At 54.4% G+C, this 22,079-nt stretch carries 16 protein-coding genes and 1 tRNA gene; 8 read left to right on the top strand and 9 right to left on the bottom strand.

From position 1 onward, the window contains the following. Positions 1–202 precede the first annotated feature (202 nt). On the top strand, positions 203–1,624 hold the full coding sequence (cysG, locus tag C8R21_RS04475; protein WP_107761623.1) for a siroheme synthase CysG: 1,422 nt from the start codon (positions 203–205) through the stop codon (positions 1,622–1,624). A 180-nt stretch (positions 1,625–1,804) separates the two neighbouring features. Here cysG and C8R21_RS04470 read toward each other — a convergent pair whose 3' ends face one another. Together C8R21_RS04470 and mltF are read right to left on the bottom strand one after the other, a co-directional pair. Further along, a complete protein-coding gene (locus tag C8R21_RS04470; RefSeq protein ID WP_074975586.1) occupies positions 1,805–2,443 on the bottom strand; it encodes a peroxiredoxin in 639 nt (212 codons plus the stop codon). A gap of 141 nt (positions 2,444–2,584) precedes the next feature. Further along, positions 2,585–3,991 carry a membrane-bound lytic murein transglycosylase MltF gene (gene mltF / locus C8R21_RS04465; RefSeq protein ID WP_258192252.1) on the bottom strand — a complete coding sequence of 469 codons (1,407 nt, stop codon included), beginning with the start codon at positions 3,989–3,991 and terminating at the stop codon, positions 2,585–2,587. A 96-nt stretch (positions 3,992–4,087) separates the two neighbouring features. Between mltF and C8R21_RS04460 the strand changes: the two genes are divergently transcribed. After that, a tRNA-Ser gene (locus C8R21_RS04460) sits at positions 4,088–4,180 on the top strand. A 477-nt stretch (positions 4,181–4,657) separates the two neighbouring features. Here the strand turns inward: C8R21_RS04460 and C8R21_RS04455 are convergent. Both C8R21_RS04455 and C8R21_RS04450 read right to left on the bottom strand, forming a co-directional pair. Beyond that, a complete protein-coding gene (locus C8R21_RS04455) occupies positions 4,658–6,541 on the bottom strand; it encodes a glycoside hydrolase family 15 protein (RefSeq protein ID WP_107761621.1) in 1,884 nt (627 codons plus the stop codon). Next, complete coding sequence (locus C8R21_RS04450; RefSeq protein ID WP_107761620.1) at positions 6,538–7,374, bottom strand: glucose 1-dehydrogenase; 837 nt, start codon at positions 7,372–7,374, stop codon at positions 6,538–6,540. The genes C8R21_RS04455 and C8R21_RS04450 overlap by 4 nt, the downstream gene beginning before the upstream one ends. 578 nt (positions 7,375–7,952) lie before the next feature. Between C8R21_RS04450 and C8R21_RS04440 the strand changes: the two genes are divergently transcribed. Both C8R21_RS04440 and C8R21_RS04435 read left to right on the top strand, forming a co-directional pair. Continuing rightward, complete coding sequence (locus C8R21_RS04440) at positions 7,953–8,966, top strand: methyltransferase (RefSeq protein ID WP_107761647.1); 1,014 nt, start codon at positions 7,953–7,955, stop codon at positions 8,964–8,966. 74 nt (positions 8,967–9,040) lie between these two features. Further along, positions 9,041–9,361 carry a hypothetical protein gene (locus C8R21_RS04435; RefSeq protein WP_107761618.1) on the top strand — a complete coding sequence of 107 codons (321 nt, stop codon included), beginning with the start codon at positions 9,041–9,043 and terminating at the stop codon, positions 9,359–9,361. A gap of 10 nt (positions 9,362–9,371) precedes the next feature. Here C8R21_RS04435 and C8R21_RS04430 read toward each other — a convergent pair whose 3' ends face one another. Both C8R21_RS04430 and C8R21_RS04425 read right to left on the bottom strand, forming a co-directional pair. Further along, entirely contained in the window at positions 9,372–9,968 is a 597-nt protein-coding gene (locus C8R21_RS04430; protein WP_107761617.1) for a diguanylate cyclase, read from the bottom strand. A 16-nt stretch (positions 9,969–9,984) separates the two neighbouring features. Continuing rightward, positions 9,985–11,784, bottom strand: coding sequence for a RecQ family ATP-dependent DNA helicase (locus C8R21_RS04425; RefSeq protein WP_107761616.1), 1,800 nt, complete (start codon positions 11,782–11,784; stop codon positions 9,985–9,987). 213 nt (positions 11,785–11,997) lie between these two features. Between C8R21_RS04425 and C8R21_RS04420 the strand changes: the two genes are divergently transcribed. Beyond that, complete coding sequence (locus C8R21_RS04420) at positions 11,998–13,845, top strand: S9 family peptidase (protein WP_107761615.1); 1,848 nt, start codon at positions 11,998–12,000, stop codon at positions 13,843–13,845. Positions 13,846–13,967: 122 nt separating this feature from the next. On the opposite strand, the gene C8R21_RS04415 is transcribed toward C8R21_RS04420, so the two are convergent. The 3 genes from C8R21_RS04415 to C8R21_RS04405 are packed head-to-tail and all read right to left on the bottom strand — an operon-like array spanning position 13,968 to position 15,873. Continuing rightward, complete coding sequence (locus tag C8R21_RS04415; protein ID WP_107761614.1) at positions 13,968–14,828, bottom strand: hypothetical protein; 861 nt, start codon at positions 14,826–14,828, stop codon at positions 13,968–13,970. A 9-nt stretch (positions 14,829–14,837) separates the two neighbouring features. After that, positions 14,838–15,239 (bottom strand): ExbD/TolR family protein, encoded by a 402-nt coding sequence (locus tag C8R21_RS04410; RefSeq protein ID WP_107761613.1) that lies wholly within the window; start codon positions 15,237–15,239, stop codon positions 14,838–14,840. Next, positions 15,226–15,873, bottom strand: coding sequence for a MotA/TolQ/ExbB proton channel family protein (locus C8R21_RS04405; RefSeq protein WP_107761612.1), 648 nt, complete (start codon positions 15,871–15,873; stop codon positions 15,226–15,228). The genes C8R21_RS04410 and C8R21_RS04405 overlap by 14 nt, the downstream gene beginning before the upstream one ends. A 463-nt stretch (positions 15,874–16,336) precedes the next feature. Here C8R21_RS04405 and C8R21_RS04400 point away from each other — a divergent pair, with 463 nt between their 5' ends. From C8R21_RS04400 to C8R21_RS04390, 3 genes are all read left to right on the top strand, one after another. Then, entirely contained in the window at positions 16,337–18,292 is a 1,956-nt protein-coding gene (locus C8R21_RS04400; RefSeq protein ID WP_258192251.1) for a PAS domain-containing sensor histidine kinase, read from the top strand. 10 nt (positions 18,293–18,302) lie between these two features. Then, positions 18,303–18,743 carry a response regulator gene (locus C8R21_RS04395; protein ID WP_107761610.1) on the top strand — a complete coding sequence of 147 codons (441 nt, stop codon included), beginning with the start codon at positions 18,303–18,305 and terminating at the stop codon, positions 18,741–18,743. A 131-nt stretch (positions 18,744–18,874) separates the two neighbouring features. Further along, the gene (locus C8R21_RS04390; protein ID WP_107761609.1) at positions 18,875–21,961 is read left to right on the top strand and encodes an EAL domain-containing protein; all 3,087 of its coding nucleotides are present in this window, start codon (positions 18,875–18,877) and stop codon (positions 21,959–21,961) included. Positions 21,962–22,079 lie beyond the last annotated feature (118 nt).

Here is a 22,079-nt window from a genome sequence, read left to right as displayed (position 1 = left end):
AAGAGGCGGTTCGCACGAAGCGAGAGAACGCATCATAACAAATAAGGGGCAGTATGAAAAATTTACCACGGAAAAGAAGCGAAAATTTTCTATCCGGCTGATATCGCAAGCATCCAGCCGCTGCCTTGCTCAGGCTGCCCAAACCGGAAGAGTATTTTCGGGTAAAGTATGGAAAAGAACTCTTCCCATTCAAGTCGAAAAAATGAATTTCCTACCGGTTTTTCTCGATATCCATGATCGTAACTGTGTGGTGGCAGGCGGGGGAGAAGTGGCTGCGCGCAAGGTGGCAATGCTGCTGCGCGCGGGTGCGCGTGTGACAGTCATCGCTCCGCAACTTTGTCCTGAGTTGCAGGAGCAACTGAATGAACAATCACAGGAAGGAAAGCTTGTTTATCGTGCCGAAACTTTCCATGGCGATCATCTGGCAGATGCCGTTCTCGCCATCGCCGCCACGAATGATTTCGCCATCAATCAAAAGGTCTCGGAAGCAGCCAATCGGCTGCGCATTCCTGTCAATGTCGTCGATAATCCTGCTCTTTGCTCCTTCATCATGCCGTCGATCGTGGATCGCACGCCGGTTGTTGTCGCGGTTTCGAGCGGGGGTACATCACCTGTTCTGACAAGGCTGCTGCGAGCGCATCTGGAAACCATGATACCGATGGCTTACGGCCGCTTGGCCGCGTACGCTGGCGAGTTCCGCGACAGGGTAAAACACCGTTTCTCGCAGCCGGCGAAGCGCCGCCGGTTCTGGGAGCGGGTATTGCAGGGATCGTTTGCGGAAATGGTGTTCGCGGGCAAGGATCAGGCGGCAAAGGCCTGGCTGGAGCGCGAACTTGAAAATGAAACCGAAGAACCGGTCAAGGGAGAGGTATATCTGGTAGGGGCTGGGCCCGGTGACCCTGAACTGCTGACCTTTAGAGCCATGCGGCTCATGCAGCAGGCAGACGTGGTCGTGTATGATCGGCTCGTGTCACCGGAAATCCTGGATATGGTGCGGCGTGATACTCCCCGGATTTATGCTGGCAAGGAACGCAACCGGCACACGATGCCACAGGAGTCGATCAATGATTTGCTGGTGCGCCTGGCCAGGGAAGGCAAACGCGTGTTGCGCCTGAAAGGCGGCGACCCGTTTATTTTTGGCCGCGGTGGCGAGGAAATCGAAACGCTTTCGGAATACGGAATTCCCTTCGAAGTGGTGCCCGGCATTACCGCTGCAAATGGAGCCGCATCCTATGCCGGCATTCCGCTCACACATCGGGACTACGCCCAGTCCTGCATATTCGTCACCGGACACCTGAAGGATGGCAGTGTGGACCTGGACTGGCCAATGCTGGCCCGGCCGAAGCAGACTATCGTTGTTTACATGGGATTGCTTGGATTGGCCGTGCTATGCAAACAACTGGTTGCACACGGACTGCCCAATCCCACTCCCGCCGCAATCGTGCAGCAGGGCACCACCCGAAAGCAGCGGGTGCTTGCCGGTACCCTCGAAACGCTTCCCGACCTGGCCGCTGCCGCCCATCTCGTTCCCCCCACTCTTGTTATCGTGGGTGAGGTTGTGAAGCTGCACCAAAAACTTGCATGGTTCCAGCCGGAGGGGAACCTGCCCGGCGATGCAAAGTGAAATTATTGCGGGCGGGTATTCTGCAAGGAGCATTCAATATCAGGTTAGACTTTGCCCGGGTCGACCCCGGGCAAAGGCGGGCTCCCGGTCTGCATGCCGTAGGCCAAACGCCACCTGATAATGGTAATGGTGTTTGGCGGACAGCCAAATGCTACTATTGCTACTATTCAGTACCCTGGTTTACTTATTCGGCTGGGGCGTGATGCGCAGATAGGGGCGCGGAGCGGTATAGCCTTTCGGAAACTTCTGCTTGATCACTTCCTCACCCTGGATAGTCAGCGGGATAATCACATCACCGCCGTCATTCCAGTTGGCCGGGGTAGCGACGGTATAGTTATCGGTCAGTTGCAGCGCATCGATCACTCGCAGCACCTCATCGAAATTGCGTCCGGTGCTCATAGGGTAGGTGAGGATAAGCCGCACTTTCTTCTTCGGGTCAATCACAAAAAGCGAGCGCACCGTCATGGTTTCCGACTGATTCGGGTGAATCATGTCATATAGCGCTGCGACCTTTCTGTCCTCGTCCGCAATAATGGGAAAGGCGACGGTACAGCCCTGCGTTTCCTCGATATCCTTGATCCATCCGGCATGTTTTGCCACAGGGTCGACCGACAACCCGATCGCTTTCACATTACGCTTGTCGAATTCAGACTTGAGCTTGGCTGTCATTCCCAGTTCTGTTGTGCACACCGGCGTGTAATCGGCGGGATGCGAAAACAATACTGCCCAGGAATCATCTATCCACTCGTGAAATTTGATCCTGCCGATGGAGGATTCCTGCTCGAAATCGGGTGCGGTATCGCCTAAGCGTAAGGTCATGGCATTCTCCGTGAGTTAAAACGTCGATGGAAATTTCATAGGATGTCGGCTCAATATAGCCTGCCTGCTGCAATCACTCAATAACTATTATTCGCGTCCATTATGCCTTGAGACGGTTGTTTTCGCCTTCGAAGGAAGACATCAGAACTCCTGCCACGCATCATCCTCCTTCCTGGCAACGATCGGAAAACCCCACGAATACGGAGGTTCGTATTTCTGCAAAATCTCATAATAGATCCGCACTGATTCTGCCAATACCACCGCCTGACCCCCGCGCGCAAAGCCATGCTTGAGGTCACGGAAATGCTCGCTTTGGCTCAGTAACGGCAATGTTCTTTTCAGGTCAACCCACGCATCAGGGCTCAACCCCATCCGTTGCGCCAGTATGCGCGCATCTTCCAGGTGACTCGGCCCCTGGTTATAGGCAGCCAGGGCCATCCAGGTGCGATCCGGCTCCTTGATGCGCGTGGGCAGCTTATCCTTGAGTAATGCGAAGTAGCGCGCACCGGCAAGTATGCTTTGCCGCGCATCCAGCCTATCCGTCACTTTCATCCGGTCTGCCGTGATTTCCGTCAACATCATGACGCCGCGCACGTTGGAGGGAGAAGTCGCCAGGGGGTCCCAGTGAGATTCCTGATAGGCGAGTGCGGCAATCAATCTCCAGTCGATGCCGCTCAACTCTTCGGCTTCATGAAAATGTTCGCGCAACTCAGGCAAAACGGTGCGGCGTTTGGCAAGAATGCCATTTACATCCGTATGATGAAGACGTTCTATGTGTCCATAGTATCGGTCAAGCAGGCGCGTCAAGGTGCCGTCCTGCTGGATGCGGGTGAAGAATTTTTGTGTCGCCTCCAGTAACGCCTGTTCGGCAAATGGTGAAAATGCCCATGCTCGTCCTACCGAATCGCCCAAATTGAACGCTACGTTCAGATTGGGGTAAAAATTCTTCGCGAGATTGATCTGGGTTGAATCCGCTACCACATAATCGACCTTGCCTTCCGCCAGTCTCGCGAGCAGTTCGTCGGGCGTGAGGTCCATTTCTTTCCATTTGAGCTCGGGCGCATCGTGCTTTGCCTTGTTCAACTGCTCAGCGTGAGTTACGCCTTTCGCAATGCGAATAGTTCTTCCACTGAGCTGATGAAGGTTTTTTGGCTTGCTGTAGTCCGTGTTATAGGCTAGCTGGGGCTGTACGAGCTGGTAAATCGGGCCGAACTCGGCATGCCGCGAGTGCTTTGCGCTGATGTTCATGCCGGCGGCAAAATGTCCTTTGTGCCTTTCAAGGAGAGACCATACCTTATCCAGCCTGGGCACTGTCTTGAATCTCACTTTCATTCCCAGGTCCTTCGCAAATTCAGTGGCCAGGTCGTAATCCAGCCCGGCATAACCGCCTTCCGCATTCTCGTAATACGTGTCCGGACTATTGACGGTGATCACTACCAGCTCATCCGTTTTGTCGAACGGCAATACCGATCTTTCAAACGAATCACAGGAAGTGAGCAGAGCGCCGCAACCGAAAATAGCAATTAAAAAACGAGAAAGGGATCGCATCGAGAAGAGATAACTAGAATTGGGAAACATTCTGCCATCGAGTCTTGTCCAAGCGCGAGAAAAACATAGGATAAGCTGATAAAATAGTTCATCACTGGAGAGGTACCGAAGTGGCCATAACGGCGCTGACTCGAAATCAGATGGTCAGGGTAACCTGGCACGTGGGTTCGAATCCCACCCTCTCCGCCAACATCTCCAAGTTATTGGTAATTCAATAACTTTCTGATTATCTGCGGGTTCTTGTGCTTTGTTGCATAAAATGCCGCAAACCTCCCCTACAGATCAATGTCTGGAAAAATCACTTGCTTGCAAAGACGCGGGGATGGCTTTTCATTCCACATTGCGCATCCTGATGAGTTTCAGACAATGGCTGGCAAGCGAGAGTTTACCAAAACTCTTGAAACAGGGGAGAAAAGTGTTGCTATTCCGAAGATACTCATCCGAAGATACTCATCCGAAGATACTCATGCTTGCGGCTGAGCTATAGTAACAAGTCGGCAGGTTGAAATAAGCCTGTTCAACAACAAAAGCGGGATAAAAGCAGGTGGGAGCTTCAGTGCTGGTGGCCTTATAGCTTATGGATGCTTGTCGGCAGGCAGGCTGCTTTTCTTTGGACCGTGTTTCGCCGCGTCGAAAAAGTCTTGCGACGGAACTTTGAAAGGAAGGTCAGTCTATCGATCGCTCGCGGTGCTGCTCGTCGGCAGTTCCGGTCCAGGAGGTGTGAGTGGCATGAGGCGACGCGCTGCGGTCTGCCCGCTGCTGTGCGGGGCCATTGATGCGGCGAAGGTTGTATGCCGTATTGATCAAACCGACGTGGGAAAACGCCTGGGGGAAGTTTCCCAACTGGCGCCGGTGACGGGGATGGTATTCCTCGGCAAGAAGCCCGAGGTCGTTGCGTAGAGACAGGAGGTGCTCGAAAAGAACTTCCGCGTCGTGACCGCGGCCGATCATTGTATAGGCATCGGCGAGCCAGAAACTGCAAACGAGAAAAGTTCCTTCCTCACCGGGGAGTCCGTCTTCGGTTTCCCCAACGCGATAGCGCAGCACGAGTCCATCTTCCATCAGGTCGCGTTCAATGGCTTCTACCGTTCCCCGAAAGCGGGGATCGTCCGGTGGCAGAAATCCTACCTCGGCCATCAGCAGCAGGGATGCGTCCAGTCCCACGCCGTCGTAATGCTGCACGAATGTGTTTCGCTCCTTATCGTAACCGCGCGCCAGCACTTCCCGATGAATCTCGTCGCGGAGCGTGCGCCATTTCCCGACAGGACCGGGGAAGCCGAATTGCTCCACAGCTTTTATGGCTCGATCAAACGCGACCCAAGCCATCATTTTCGAATAGACGAAGTGCTTGGCCCCACCGCGCACCTCCCAGATGCCTTGGTCTGGCCCGCGCCAAAGGCTCTCCAGTCGGGAAAGAATTGCTTGCTGGAACCGCCAGGCTTCCTGATGCGCCCCGAGTTGCGACTTACGGGCAGTATAAAGTGTGTCCATCAGCTCGCCGAACACGTCTATCTGAATCTGGTCGTGCGCGCCGTTGCCTATGCGCACAGGGAGGCTGTTCTCGTACCCCGGCAGCCAGGGAAGTTCGATTTCAGTCAGGCGGCGTTCGCCCCCGATCCCATACATGATCTGCATCTGATCAGGGGCGCCAGCGGCAGCTCGGAGCATCCATTCCCTGAATGCCCCGGCCTCGTCGAAGCGTCCTGCATTCATGAATGCATATAATGTGAGAGTGGAGTCGCGGATCCAGCAGTAGCGGTAATCCCAGTTTCGGACTCCGCCGATCTCTTCGGGAAGGGAGGTCGTAAGCGCCGCGACGATGCCACCGCTTGGCTGGTAGGAAAGCGCCTTGAGCGTAACGAGCGAGCGCTCCACTGCATCGTTCCATCCGGGTTCCTCGAACTCGGAGAGCTGGCAGATGCGGGTCCACTCCCGCCACCAGGCGAGCGTGTGCTCGAGTCTCATCCTGCTGTCGTCAATGAAGTGGGGCTCCCGATGTAGGGGATGATAGGCGAGCGTGAAGGGGATGACATCGCCTTCTCCCACCTCGAACTCGGCGACGGTGCGCATGTCCTCGCCGCGAAGGGCGACAGGGGTTGCCAACTCCACCGCATCCGGCCCGGCAACGGCATGAATGCCATAGTCGCGGCGGCGTACCCAGGGGATAGTCTTGCCGTAGCCGAAGCGCAGGGCCAGTTCCATTCGCATCGCCACCTTGCCTGACACCCCTTGTACAAGGCGGACGACGTCGACTCTCTCAGGGTCATTAGAAAGCGGCATGAAATCCACGAGCGTCACGATGCCACCCTCTGTCTCGAAGGTGGTTTCAAGGATTGGCGCATGGGGCAGATAACGCCGGCTAGGGCGTTTGCTCTTGCCAGCCGGAGAAATCCGCCAGTAACCATGCCTGGATGTCCCCAGCAGTGCGGCAAAGCATGCATCCGAATCGAACCGTGGAAGGCAAAGCCAATCCATCGAGCCATCACGGGCGACAAGCGCTCCGCTCAGCATGTTGCCGATGAACCCGTATTCCTCGATCGGTTTGCTCATCCCGCACCCCGGAATGCCGGATAGGCAGACATTGCACCATCGACGAACATTGTCGCTCCGTTCATGTAATCCGACAGATCCGAAGCAAGCCACAGCACAGCCTGCGCAATATCGTCAGGTTCACCGATACGCTTGTACGGAATAAGATCGAGCAAGTTTTTCATCGCCTCTTCAGTCCTCCATGCAGACCGATTGATGGGAGTACGGATGGCGCCGGGAGCCACCGCGTTGACGCGGATTTTCTGGGGAGCAAACTCCTGGGCGAGCGAACGCATGAGCAGGTCCACGCCCCCTTTGGATGCCGCATAGTTAGCCTCGAATGCCCAGGGAATCTCCTGATGCACGGAACTCATGCATATGATCTTGCCGCTTGCCTGTGACACGTCGGGTTGCGCGCCCCGTCGCAGGAATTCGCGGATGGCTTCGCGGGAGCAGAGAAACATTCCGGTGAGATTGACATCGATCACCTTCTGCCACTGGGAGAGCGTCATCTCCTGGAATTTCGCACTGCTCTCAATTCCGGCGTTGTTCACCAGAATATGGAGGGTGCCGAAGCGTGCAACCATCTCCGCGAACATTGCCGCGACCTGAGCCTCGTTGCTCACATCGGCGGCATAGGCAAAAGCGTCCCCACCGACGTCTTCTATTTCTTGGCATACCTTGGCTGCTTCGTTGCTGGCCTCAGGAAGGTGATTGATTACCACCTTCACGCCTGCGCAACCCAGCGCGAGGGCGCAAGCGCGGCCTATGCCTGAAGATGCACCGGTTAGCAGGGCAATCTGTCCGGAAAGGCCGAACGTATCCTTGCTGATCGCGCGCTGTTTCGTGTTCATTGGGATTCTTTTCCTGATCCTCGATAGCTACTCTGTTGATCGAAGAATTGAACCAGTACAAAGCGCCTGCCTTGATATACTCCCACCGCTTCCCGCATTGAGGCGGGTCGACGAGTCGAAGCCCGGGAGCGCCTCATGAACCACCAAACAACTTATCCCAGACTCTCGAAGCAGCTTCGATTCCTAAAGCTTTCCGGGGTATTTCAGACGATGATTACAGACAGAGGTACTGTGAATCTTGTAATTCGCGGGGCTGATTTCAAAGTAGCACGCCTTTACAAGAGCGTCAAACTCGAACCCAGGCAGAAGGAAGAAATTGAATTAGGCTTGTTTCTTTGAAGGAGGAGTTGGTTCACTCAGCAAAACTCGATGATTCGACCCGTGCATCTTCTTTCGGGATTGATCTCATGGCAAATCCGGGCAACATAGGTATGATATATCCAGCCGCAATTCCGTTTCCTGTTTACAGGGCAACAGTCACCGAAACAGGCGTAACGCGCGTTGCGGTGAGAAACTGGCGAGTGCGAGTACATGAAATACTCTGCTTTTTAGCAATTATAATTTGCTCAGGAAAACAAATGACAAACCAGCTTACCCCGGAAAATATTCTTAAAACCGGTATGGCCTTCTGGCCGGCGAAGACCCTGCTTTCTGCGGTCGAACTGGACGTGTTCACCCAATTGGCGCAAGGCTCATTGGGCCGGGATACCCTTACCGAAAAGGTAGGATTGCATCCGCGGGCGGCGCGTGACTTCCTTGATGCCCTTGTAGCGCTCGGCTTCCTGAAACGCGAAGGTGACCGTTACAGCAATACGTCCGAAACCGATCTGTTCCTCGACCGCAACAAGCCATCATACATTGGCGGCATTCTGGAGATGGCGAACCGCAGGCTCTATCCGATCTGGGGCAATCTTACCGAGGCGCTCCAGACTGGCAAACCGCAAAACGAAATCAGGACGGGTGAAGCCGATCTCTTCGAGAAGCTTTATGCCGATCCTGCCGGGTTAAAGGAGTTTCTTGCCGCCATGACTGGCGTGAGCCGCGCGGCGAACATGGCTATTGCACGTACCTTTCCCTGGCAGGGCTATCATACGTTCATTGATGTCGGCACGGCACAGGGGGACCTCGCTGTGCAGATCGCCCTTGCCAATCCTTATTTGCGCGGGATGGGTTACGACCGTCCGGAGGTTGGCCCGATTTTCGAGCAGTACGCTCAAGCGGCGGGCGCGGGTGATCGAGTTTCTTTTGTACCTGGTAATTTCTTCGACGAAGACCTGCCCAAGGCAGATGTCGTGTTGATGGGGCATATCCTGCACGACTGGGACCTCTCTACGAAAAAAATGCTCATCGCGAAAGCGTTTGACGCACTCCCGGCAGGCGGCGCGCTTGTCGTGTATGAATCCATTATAGATGACGACCGATCACAGAACGCGTTCGGTCTGATGATGAGCCTGAACATGCTGATAGAAACACCGGGAGGTTTTGATTTTACTGGCGCGGATTGCATGGGATGGATGAAAGAGGCGGGTTTTTCCAATACTCGCGTGGAACCCCTGATTGGGGCGGATTCCATGTTGATCGGCATCAAATAAACGTTCTTTCGCCCTCATTCCGCCAGCCTCGCCCTCTCCTGTATCATCGAGCCTCGCCCGTATTCGGAAAAATCATGAAAATCCAGGTCCTTACACTGCTGGCCGTTCCGTTGCTACACGCCTGTGCAGGCACGCCTGAATACACGCAAAGTTCGATGAAATTGAGGGATGGGACTACGCATTATTTCATTAAGACACGCATGGGGCCTTGTGCCAACAGCCGGGATTGGGCAACCAGAACGTTGACGAAGGGCGCCAATGAAATTTGCAAGGATGGCTACGTGCTCATTGACCAGCAGACACCCATCATCCTCCATCCAATGCGCGCCGCAGACAAGGATGGAGAGCTTTTGTGGCAAATCAGGTGCAACGATACAGAAAAGTCTCAATCCTAACTCTTTTTTCTCACCTATGACCCTCGTCATTGTCTGTACGAGCCTTGAGCGGCACAAGCGCGCCGTGGTTCGCGCGCAGCCCCCGAAAAAACTCTTCTACAAAGGGGATGACCTCGAGCAGCAGCGCAACCGTCATGATGGAGATTACGTAAGTTACCGGTAGCTGCTCTTCCTTCCAGGCGAGGTCGAACTGCGGTGTTTCGGGCCCGACCCCGAAAAGTGCCTGGAATTGCCCCCAGTGACGGGAGATCAAGAGCAGGATTGCCATGAGCGGAATCATCTCCTGAAAGCTGTGCACGTGCTGCTCGACAGGTGAGATCCTGCGTACGGTTACCGCATAGCTCACGTCCCAGAGGGCGGTGATTTCATGGAGGAAAAAGGCGACAATCATGAAGGCGATAATGCCGGCGTTTACCTGAAGGAAGATGGCGGCAAGCAACGGCAGGCCCATTTCGACAAGCATGAGGAGATGGAAGACTGACTCCTTTGCACCGCTGGTGGTTTCGATGTGAGAGGCGCGGTGGCACAGCCAATCCGCGAATCCGGCCGCCAGCCAAAGCGGCAGAATAAAGTACATCAGGATGAGAACAACAGGATCATTCAGCATGTACCCTCCTCAGGAATTACTCGCCCTTATTCTCCGATGCTTGCTGGAGCAGCCTTACGTAGTTTTTCATAAAAGTGCGTGTTTGACTGTCAGGGAAAAGGACTGTCACCATGTCGTAGCGGATGCTCACGACCTTGCCTTTACCCACTTTCTCGACCTCAACCTCGTCCCCCACAGTCAACTCCTTCTCGGGGGGCGATTTATCGGTGCCAAAGGCCATCTGCCCCGTTTTATCCTGTCTTTGAACAGGGTGTGCTGAAAGCGCGTTCTCCGGCGGATTGATGCAGTTATCGCAGTGGCCGCAATGGTTCCACTCGACTTCCTCGTTAAAGTACTCCAGCAACACCTTCCAGCGGCAAAAACCGCTCTGGGCATAAAATACCATGCGCTCCAATGCCTCTCGCTCATGCTCCGCTTTCCTGTGCGCGTCTTCCGCGAGTCTGCTAAGGTCTTCCGCTTTCACGTCCTTTTTGCGCAGACGGTAGCCCAGCGACTTGTCGCGCCTGAGTATGCCTTCTTCTTCCAGCAGTCTAAGCATCACCTGCAGCCTGCGAGCCGAAAATTTGCTGATTTTCTCTTTTAGCCGCTCAAACTTGCTCACAGGTCGATCCGCAGACAGGTCTTGGATTGCTTTATACACTTCGTGCAGGTCCTCCTGGTCGGGATGATGCCGGGCCAGAAAAAACTGCTGTATGCGCTTGTCCTGCGCGTCGAAAAGCAGCGTGCATTCGGCCGTTTTGCCGTCCCGGCCGCCGCGGCCTGACTCCTGGTAGTATGCTTCGAGCGTGCCGGGCATCTGGAAGTGCACCACAAAGCGAATATCAGGTTTGTCGATTCCCATGCCAAAAGCGTTCGTCGCAACCATGACCTTGCTCTTGCCTTCCATGAAGGATTCCTGACTTTCCGCACGCGCTTTTCGCGACAGACGGCCGTGGTAGAGGGCGAAGCCGGTATTCGTTCCTGCAAGCGCTGTGGCAAGCTCTTCCACTGCTTTCACCGTAGCCGTATAAATGATTCTGTTTCCCTCGTTTTTCTGAATGAGCTCTTGCAGCTTCTCCAACTTTTCTTCCGGATTCGTAACCTGTATCACTGAATAATTCAGATTGGACCGGTAAATGCCCATGTTCACCACATGCATGGATGGGCGCCCGAGTTGTTGCGCAATATCCTCGATAACCTCCGGTGTGGCGGTCGCGGTCAGCGCGAGGACCGTTGGATTCCCCAATGCCTTGATCGCATCTCCCAGTCCCAGATAAGCTGGACGGAAGTCGTGCCCCCATTGGGAAATACAGTGCGCTTCATCGATGACGAACAGATTTGTCGGGATGGCCTGCAGGTCGGTGATGAAGTCCGGATCGGATATGCGCTCGGGCGTAACGAAGACGACATCGCTATCTGCACTGCGAATATTCTCCAGCGCCTCCGACTCCTGTTCCGCATTCAGCGTACTGTTGACCTGTGCTGCGTCAACTCCGATCTCTTCAAGCTTTTCCGCCTGATCTTTCATCAGTGAAATCAGGGGTGAAACGACAATCGCAGTGCCTGGCAGGTTGAGTGCCGGCAATTGATAACACAATGATTTGCCGCTACCGGTGGGCATTACGGCCAGCGTATCACGCCCGTTCAGCACGCTCTCGATGACTTCTCTCTGTCCGGGACGCAGGTGGGACAAGCCGAATATCTCATGCAGGCTTTCCTCCAGACCATTTTGATCGGGTTCCTCTATGTCAGCATGAGGACTATTCGCATCGTGAATTTCGGCTGTCATCGTTCCGTCCGCGTTTTCTTCCGGTTGAACTCGACTGCTGCGCATCATCTGGCAGTAGTGTCTGCTTGATGATGATGAAAAATGGCGGACGGTTCCGTGCGGCACCTAATATATAATTTCAATGACGTGCTTTTGATATGTCTGCCCAGTTTCCAGTCAATAAGCGAATCGGGCAGACAATTGCGCCGGCTCCGGCTCCTTTTGCCTCTATTCAGCTCTAATCCAAACCAAAATCCAAACCAGCATTGAGGGACTCTCGATATGAAACGCTATACCATCGAACAATTCATGGCGACGATCTCAATAATGGGGGGATCGTTCAGCGCGGATGAAGAGCGCATCCTGTTCAGCAGCAATGAGTCGGGCATTTTCAATGCTTATACGCTCCCAGTGATGGGCGGTACGGCCGAGCCACTGACCCGCTCCACCATCGATACCACGTTTTCGGTCAGCTTCTTTCCGCACGATGATCGGGTACTGATCACGCGGGATTATCATGGTGATGAAAATTATCATCTGTTCCTGCTTGCCCCCGACGGCGAGGAGGAAGACCTGACACCGGGGGAGAAGCTCAAGGCGCAATTCATAGGCTGGAGCCTTGATGGACATGCTTTTTACGTCGCCACCAACGAGCGCGATGCCAGATTCTTCGATGTATACCGTTACGATGCCGAGACTTTTGCGCGAACCTTGCTGTACAAGAATCACCAGGGGTTCGATCTTGGTCCCATCAGCCGCGACGAGCGCTGGATTGCGCTGAACCGGTCGCATACTGCATCGGATAGTGACATTTACCTGTTCGATGTCGAAAAACAGGAAGTAAGGCACCTCACGCCGCATGAAGGTTCCATCAGTTTCCGTGCTGAAACCTTCGACCCCGCCTCGCGCAAACTCTTCTTTCTTACCACGGAGGGAAGCGAATTCAAGCATTTGTGCACCTATGATCTCACCTCCGGGGTCGTCTGCGGCCACGAGAGCGCTGAGTGGGACGTGATGTACACCTATTTTTCACGCGATGGCCGATTTCGCGTAACGGGCATCAACGAAGATGGGAGTATCGTCATTCGTGTTGTCGAAATTGAGGATGGAGAAAGGGAAAAACCTGTAAAACTGCCAGCACTGCCCGAAGGAGAAATCCGCGGGGTGGTCTTTTCGCAAAGCAGTGCGCGCATGGCCTTCTATGTAAATGGCGATCGCTCTCCCGATAATCTGTTCGTGCACGATTTCAGCACCGGGCAGTTCCACCAGCTCACGCAGAGCCTGAACAAGGAGATCGATCCATCACATCTGGTGGAGGCGGAAGTGGTGCGGTTCCGATCCTTCGATGGAATGGTGATTCCATCCATCTATTACAAGCCGCATGAAGCATCAGACACTAACAAGGTGCCTGCGATCGTGTACGTTCATGGAGGACCTGGCGGGCAGACCATGCGGGGTTACAGCGCGCAGATTCAGTACCTCGTGAACCACGGGTATGCCGTGCTGGGCATCAATAACCGGGGAAGCTCCGGCTATGGTAAAACCTTCTTTACTGCAGCCAACCGCAAGCACGGACGAGAGCCCTTGTGGGATTGTGTGGAAGCGAAGCCCTTTCTGGCCAGTCTCGGTTACATCGACCATGAGCGCATCGGCATCATGGGCGCGAGCTATGGCGGCTACATGACGCTTGCAGCCCTCGCATTCCGGCCTGAAGCTTTCAAGGTGGGAGTGGACATTTTCGGTGTCAGCAACTGGCTGCACACCCTGGAGAGCATTCCTGTTTACTGGGAGTCCGTCCGCAAAGCCATTCATGATGAAATTGGAGACCCGGTGGCGGATATCGATTTTCTTGTTGCGACTTCCCCGCTGTTCCACGCCAGGGAAATACGAAAGCCTTTGTTGGTCATTCAAGGAGCCAATGATCCGCGCGTGGTCAAGGCCGAGAGCGATGAAATGGTGGAGGCAGTCAGAAAGCATGGTGTTCCGGTGGAGTACATTGTTTTCCCTGATGAAGGCCACAGTTTTACCAAGAAAAAGAACCAGATCGAGGCCAATTGGCGAATACTGGAGTTTCTGGACAAATATCTGAAAGGTGACGTGAACAAGACTGTAAGCCGGGGGGGAAAGTAGGACAACGCCGTTCCGCCGATCGCCCGATATCACCGGTGTAGGACGGGCTTCGCCCGCCATTTGCTTCCATCTTAATATAGTACATGGGATAGCGGACAGCTTCGCCGTCAGGCAGGCGATCTTCATCGCCCTCGCGGCGCAGCCTCCTCTCCAAAAAACTCGCGTATCAGGAAATCCTCCAGGCCCTTGCTGTCTTCGGGTCGAGCGGAGAGGACGACCACACGGTCGAGACGATAGGATTCCCAGTTGAAATCCCCTTTGTGGTATTGCCGGATCAGCTCGATCATTTTTCGAACGATGGCCCGTTGAATATCGCCACCCGGCCCCGCATCGACTTCCACCACCTCCCGGCGGGGAACGCTGCTATCCTTCTTCCAGGCACGAAACAGAAACTGTGCCGTTCGCGGCCCCATCCTGATGATCTGGAATATCCCACTTGCGCCGGGCTCCTTGAGATTACGCATCACATTGGCCATGCGCAGTTCTTCTTCGGAAGGCTCGCGTTCGATCGCCTCAGGTTCAACGGGTTCATCCTCGAAAATTCCGCTTGCCCGGCGCCGCTCCCGCGCCTCGTTCATATACGCCAGCAGATCTTTCGGGCGTTCAGTCTCTGGAGAAGCCTGCGGAACATTTTTCTGAACCGGCGTGCGTTCCTTGCTGCCCTCACGGTTTTCCATTGCTTTTTCCCGTTTGGGTTTCAGCGGCTTGGTTCCTCCTTCTCCCAGTCGCGATTGGGGCTGACGCTTGGAGGGAGGCTTGGGTGCAGGAGGTATCCTGGGACTGGGAGGGGCGGGCGGCGGTGCCTTCTGTTCCGGTGTCTCTTCGGCGAGTTCCACGAAGCTGGCTTCGATCGCAGGAGGTCCCTTGATCTCCACCTCGGGCGCGGTGAGAAAGAACCCGAACGCCCAGATGATGAGCACCCAGAGGACAGACGCCAGCGGCAGGGGCCACCAGATGGGGATTTCCCTCGATCGGGCCTTCATCGTTCGGGATTACTCGTGTTTGACGGCGATCAGGAAGTGCTGTGCACCCGCACTACGGGCACGCAGCATCGCCTGCACGACAATTCCTTGCGGTGCGTCGCTGTCTGCCGATACCACCACTTTCTGTTCGGAATCGCGCAGCAGTGGTTTGAGGGTGTCACCCAGCGTTTCCAGAGTCACGGGCGTGCGGTTGACAAAGATTTTGCTGTCCCTCGTCAAGGTCAATGTAACCGGCGTTTTTGCGCTGAGTTTCTCGGCCTCGCCTTGCGGCAGATTCACCTGCAGGGAATCGAGGTTCTGCATCGATAATGACGATAGCATGAATGTGGCAAGCAGGAAAAACATCACATCGATCATCGGGATGATTTCGATGCGCCCCCTGCGGTACTCCCTGGATTTACGCCGCTTCATGACTGCTCTCCTCCTGATCCAGGCGAATATGATCGATGAGGCGCGTGCCCAGCCGTTCCATCTCATCCATCGTTTGAGATTGAAGGCGGGAGAAGTAATTGAAGCCGAAGAGCGCAATCAGCGCAATCAGGAGGCCGACGACGGTGGCGATAAGCGCTTCGGCTACTCCTCCCGTCACGGCAGTGGGGTTGACCACCCCTTCGCCGCCAATGACCTGGAAGGCGCGCATCATGCCGATAACCGTTCCAACAAGCCCGAGCAGAGGCGCGGCGGTGACGATCGTTTCCAGCACCCACAACCGGCGTCCCAGCGATGTCTCGATTAACTGGGCTTCGTCTGCCGCGCGCGACTCTGTCCACCAGGACGGATGATGTCTGTTACTGATTACGACCTCGAAGAAGCGCTTGTAATAGTGGCGATCATCCAATCCGGAGAGTATTTTTTCCAGATCGGCCCATGCAAAGCCGTAAGTCTCAACCAGGTTCAGCAGGTCGTGAGACAGGCGGGCAAACTTCCAATAGATGAAGGCCTTTTCAAGCATGATCGCCAATGCGATCACCGCCAGCAAAGACAGCGGCACAACGGTAAAACCGCCGAGTTTCAGCGCGGTCCAGGTTGCATTCAGTTCCTGCATATTTATCTCCGAGCGGGGATGATAAGTCCCATGTTGATTAAATTGTCGACAACTGTTTCTTCAGCCCTTGCAATTTCCTGCAGCTGGAAAGAACGCTTTCCATCCGCCAAACACAAGTTTATGACGCGGTGAGACAGGGGTGGTATGGCTTTAAGAGACGCGCTCCCCTCCCCAAGAATAGGGGAAATTTACAGATCAGGCTGTTTTCGTTCTGTCCCTTTCGGTCTGCGGGAAGGTTTCGGTCAAACACTCAAAAACACTCAAGCCTAATTTTCATCCTGCCAACCTGTAAAATCTTACAGCTATTCATCCAGCCCGTTTTAGGGTTTCATAGCTCTGTTTTTTCCGAGTTTTTTCCGAGTCGAATCGTTCTTGCAAAAGAGCATCAGGTTTTTCCGTAATGATATCCCTAAACCAAAACTACACAGGGAGTGTTGCGTTCGCTTCTGAGAACGCTCGCGATATGACCCGTCTTGCCACTGTGGAGAATGTCCGTACCCCGATTGCAGAAATTCTCGAGCAGAGTCTGAACGAAATTTATCTGCTGAATGCTCAGACGCTGCATTTCGAGTATGCCAGCCGGGGAGCCCGGCGCAATCTTGGCTACAGCATGGATTCACTGCAAAAAATGACGCTGCTGGAAGTCGAACGGGAGTTTGACGAGGCATCGTTCCGCGCTCTGATTGATCCACTCGTGAAGGGTGAGAAAGAAATCCTGGTTTTCGAGGCGACACATCTGCGTGCGGATGGTACGCATTACCCGGTCGAGGTTCACCTGGAGTTGTCCCCGCGGCCTGAGCAAGTGCAATTTCTTGCGATGGCGTTCGATCTCAGCGCCCGCCGCCGCGCCGAGGCCAAGTTGCGTGCAAATGAGGCGGGATTCCGGACAATGATCAATACCCTCCCGCAGCTTGCATGGATAGCGGAGACGGATGGATCCAGGTCCTGGTACAACCAGCGCTGGTATGACTATACCGGAACTACTCCCGAAGAGATGATGGGCTGGGGCTGGCAAAAGGTCCACGATCCCGAGCTGCTGCCGGAGGTAACAAAACGTTGGAATGAGGCTACTGCTGCCGAGCAGCCGCTCGATATGGAAATTCCACTGCGCGGCGCGGACGGGAAGCTCCGGGTATTTCTGACCCGCGCCGAGCCGTTAAGAAACGAGGAAGGTCAGGTTGTGCAGTGGTTCGGGACCAATACCGATGTCCATGATCAGAGACTCTGGGAAGAGGCGCAGCGTGAGACAGAAAAGCGGCTTCAGGTGGTGATGGAGCATATGACCGAGGGGCTTGTCATCTCCGATTTCAATCGTAATCTCCTCCACTGGAATCCCGCCGCTTTGCGAATGCATGAGGTCGACAGTGCGGAAGAGATCTTAGGCAACCTTCATAGTTTTGCCCGCTTTTATGAGTTGTCGACCACCGAGGGCAACGTCGTGCCTGTTGATCAATGGCCCTTGCCGCGCATTCTCCGGGGCGAGCACCTGCATGATCTGGAACTGCGCATCAGGCGTCTGGATAAAGAGTGGTTGAGAATCTTCAGTTATTCTGGAACGGTTTTGCACTACGAGAACAGTAAAGGACTGGCGTTTCTTACCATCAAGGATATCACCGAGCGCAAACAGGCTGAAGAAGCCCTGCGTGATGCGAAGGTTAATCTTGAATACAAGGTGAATGAGCGTACCGCCCAGCTTCTTGCCAAGAGCAAGGAACTTGAAAATTTCTGTTATTCGGTATCTCATGATCTGAGAGCGCCCCTGCGCGGCATAGCCGGGTACAGCAGACTGCTGCTGGAAAACTACTACGAACGCTTCGACGAGGAAGGTCGCAGTTTCCTGACAAATGTCCGTTCAGCCACCACGCATATGACGGATTTAATCGAAGATCTGCTCTCCTACTCAAAACTCGAGCGTAGAAAACTGTCTTCGACTGTCATCAGGCTTCCCGCCTTCGTATCAAAGGTGTTGGCCCAGTTCGAGGATAGTCTGCAAAACGTGCGCCTCATTGTCAGTGTGGATGATTTCCACGTTCGCGCTGATCCCGATGGTCTTGCAATCGCTCTACGTAACCTGGTCGATAACGCCCTCAAGTTCTCCATGCACGCTCCGGAGCCTGTCATCGAAATCCGCGCCTGGACTTCGGATAGCAATTGCATTCTTTGCGTGCGCGACAACGGCATCGGATTCGATATGCGTTTTTACGGCAAAATTTTTGAGATATTCCAGCGCTTGCAACGGGCCGAAGAATATCCGGGGACAGGCATCGGGCTTGCAATGGTGCAAAAAGCAATGGAGCGTATGGGAGGACGTGTGTGGGCGGAAAGCCAGGTAGGTGCCGGTGCTGTCTTTTACCTGCAACTGCCACTGTCTGGCCCTGCGCCAGGGCCATTCGAGCAGTTGCAAGAACAGGACTTATAGGTGTGCTTTCATGAACACTGCGTTGCCGATTCTGCTTATTGAAGACAATCCGATGGATGTCGATCTCACCCGGCGTGCTTTTGTACGGCACAACCTGACCAATCCACTCGAAGTGCTGCGGGATGGTCAGGAAGCGCTTGATTTTTTTTCGAGCTGGAGAACGAGTGACCTCCCGCCTTCGGTTGTACTGCTAGACCTCAAACTGCCCAAAGTAAGCGGACTGGAAGTCCTGCGAACCATACGGGAGCATTCCATGCTTGGAACTGTTCCGGTCGTAGTGCTTACGTCTTCCTCCGAAGATGTCGACGTTCATGAAGCCTATCTGCTCGGCGCGAATTCCTACATCGTAAAGCCGGTGGATTTCGAGAAATTCATCGACGTGGCCCGCCAGATTGAGCTCTACTGGACTGTTCTCAATACCCATTGTCTTGCAAGGATTAGAGGTTTCTGAATGAGTTTCATGCAGGATGCGAGGTCGCGCAGGACTCGGGCAATATCCCGGAGGGTGCGAGGATACGATAGGGGACCGAAGTCTGCACGGGCTTTTTCCGAGCCTCGGGGAGATTATTCAAAGGCTTTCCGATGAGAGTTCTCTACCTTGAGGATAATGCGCTGGATGCCGATCTGGTGCGATTGGAACTGAAAAAACGCGCGCCTGACATCCAGCTCGATATCGTCAGCTCACTGGCAGAAGCTTTGCACCGCGTGGAAAGATTCCACGATCTCTATGGAACCAGCCTCGGAATCCCGGCGATCGCCAGGCCGGAGCCGGGTGCTCCTGCTCGCTATGATATTGTCCTGACGGACCTCAACCTTCCGGATGGGAGTGGTGAAACGTTGCTGGCTCAGATTCGCAGACGACATCTACCGCTTCCAGTCGTGGTTCTTACGGGTTCCAGCAGGGAAGAAGCCATCCTCTCATTACTTCGAGCCGGGGCTGACGATTACGTCATAAAGCATGGGCGCTTTCTCGAAACTCTTGGGCTCGTGCTTCGTGCGACGCTCGATAAGTTCCAGACAGAAACTTACCGCCGCGCTACAGTACTCCAGGTTTTATACGTTGAGCCCAATCCGCATGATGCCGAAACGACCAAACAGGCACTGGCTTCCACTGCACCGCACCTTCGAATCGAGTCTGTTCAGTCAGCTGAGGAGGTTTTTTCCTATCTTGCTGGACAGAATAGAGAAACCGACGTTGACGTGTTGCTGCTCGATTATCGCTTGCCGGGGGCATCCGCGACGGACGTTCTGAAGGAGCTTTGCCAGGTACGGGGGCTTGATCTGCCCATCATTCTCTTTATCGGAAGCGAGGACGAGGAGATCGCCAGGCAGTCACTGAAACTGGGTGCTGCCGATTACGTTGTGAAGACCGCAGGCTACCTCCAGCGGTTGCCGACTGTCATAGAAAATGTCTGGCTGCGGGCAGAGTCGAACAGAAGGGAGCGGGTTTTGCTGGAAGAGAGAACACGACTTGCTCTTGCCACGGAAGCAGCCGCCATCGGTATCTGGGAGTGGAACACTGCGACCAATGAAATGATCTGGAATGACCGGATGTACGAGATCTACGGGATTACTTCCGGGAGTCGCATCACGTATGACATATGGAAATCCTATACCCATCCGGACGATCTGCCCCAGCAGGAGGCGCATCTGGAACGGGTCAGCGCCGAGGACGGACGCGTTCAACTCGATTTCCGGATTCTGCGCGAACACAAGCCAGTGCGCCATCTGCATATTGCGAAGGCATTGAAATGGAGCACCAATCCGGATGAACTGAGAATAGTGGGCACTGCCATCGACATTACCAAACGCAAGCAAACTGCCTTTGCAATCCAGGAGCATGCCATGCAGCAGGGGCTCATTGCCGCGTTCGGGCAACAGGCGCTTGCCAGCGGAAATCTTGCCCTATTGTGGAGCCAGGCAGCGGTGATTGCTTCTCAAGGTCTCAATGTCGAGTTCTGCAAGGCGCTCCAGCTTGCACCGGATTTCCGTTCTTTTGTTCTTAAATCCAGGATCGGCTGGCAGAAAGACTGGATTGGAAGGCAGATATCATTTACATACGAGAACAGCCAAAATCGCTTTGTACTCGCGAGCCATCAATCCGTCATTGTGGAGGACTTCCAGACAGAAACCCGCTTCAAACCTTCCAGTATCCTGAAGAGCCATAATATACGCAGTTGTGCAGATGTGCTTATATCGGGGGCGGGGGGACCTTACGGGATCCTTGGAGCCTATTCGCGCGATCCGCAGCGCTTCACGTCCAGCAGTATCAATTTTCTGCAGAGTCTCGCGAATATTCTCGCAACCGCAATCGATCGCAAGACAACGGAGGAGCGCCTCACCTACCTGGCCCAGTTTGATCCTCTGACGGAACTGCCTAATCGAAATCTTTTTCTTGATCGTCTCCGACAGGCGATGGAATATGCCCATCGCAACCGTCGCCGGGTCGGCGTGGTATTTGCGGATCTCGACCGGTTCAAGATCGTCAACGACACAATGGGCCATTCTACCGGTGACGAACTGCTGATCCATGTCGCAAAAAGACTGCAGCGGTGTGTGCGTTCATGCGACACGGTTGCCCGTCTTGGAGGAGATGAATTTGCTTTCATTCTGTCTGATCTCGTACAGGCTGAAGATGCAACCTTAATTGCAGAGAAGGTTATTTCGGCGCTCCAGGTACCCTTCGAGCTGAAAACACAGGAGATCTACGTCTCTGCAAGCCTTGGGATCAGCATCTATCCCGGCGATGGTACCGACGCAGACAGTCTGCTCAGAAATGCGGACACAGCGATGTTCCAGGCAAAGGAGCAGGGACCCGCGATTTATCAGTTTTACCTTCCGCAGATGAATGAGCGCGCGGTGGCTCGCCTGAAAATCGAAACGCAACTTCGCGGCGCTCTGGCAAGGCGCGAGTTCGTGCTTCACTACCAACCCAAAGCAAGCCTGATCAACGGAGAGATTACCGGTTTTGAGGCACTGCTGCGCTGGCAGCACCCCGCACGTGGGCTAGTGCCTCCACTGCAGTTCATTTCCGTTCTCGAGGATACGGGGTTGATCGTATCGGTAGGCGAGTGGGTGGTGAAAACGGTTTGTGAGCAGATCAGGGAATGGCAGGGCCAAGGGCTGGTGCTGCATCCCATCTCGATCAATCTGTCAGCGCGGCAGTTTCAGCAACAGGATCTGGATAGCATTATCGGGGAAACGTTGAAGGCTACGAACATCGATCCGCGTCTGCTGGAATTCGAGCTTACGGAGTCGGTATTGATGAAGGAGGCCGAGATGGCCGCCAACGCCTTGCAGAATCTGAAAGCCTTCGGTGTCCAGATATCAATGGACGATTTTGGTACCGGCTATTCCAGTCTTGCCTATCTCAAGCGCTTCCCTCTGGATGTACTCAAGATCGACCGCGCCTTCATCCGCGATGTCACGACGGATCCCGACGACGCAACCATTACCATAGCCATGATCAAGCTCGCGCACAGCCTCGGGCTGAAAGTAGTGGCTGAGGGCGTTGAAACAAGGGCGCAACTGGATTTTCTGATAAGACACGGATGCGACGAAATGCAGGGCTACTATTTTTCCCGGCCTTTGCCGCTCGAGGGCGCATCCAAAGTGCTCATGGATGGCTACCGCCTGTCAATGAGCGATAGCGTTTGCGCCAAGCAGTAAGTCCCATTTACTCGCCGATCTCCATTTCCACTTGCTTCGCTGTTCCAGAAAAACCCTTGACGTGCGCGTGCCCCTGAACATAGCTCTTTCCCTAGCTCGTGATATTTGGTACTTTATC

Origin of the sequence: Nitrosospira multiformis (genome assembly GCF_003050865.1) — a bacterium.
GTDB lineage: Bacteria > Pseudomonadota > Gammaproteobacteria > Burkholderiales > Nitrosomonadaceae > Nitrosospira > Nitrosospira multiformis_E.
Note: the sequence above shows the minus strand (reverse complement) of the source record. Positions and strands in the feature narration are given on the sequence as shown.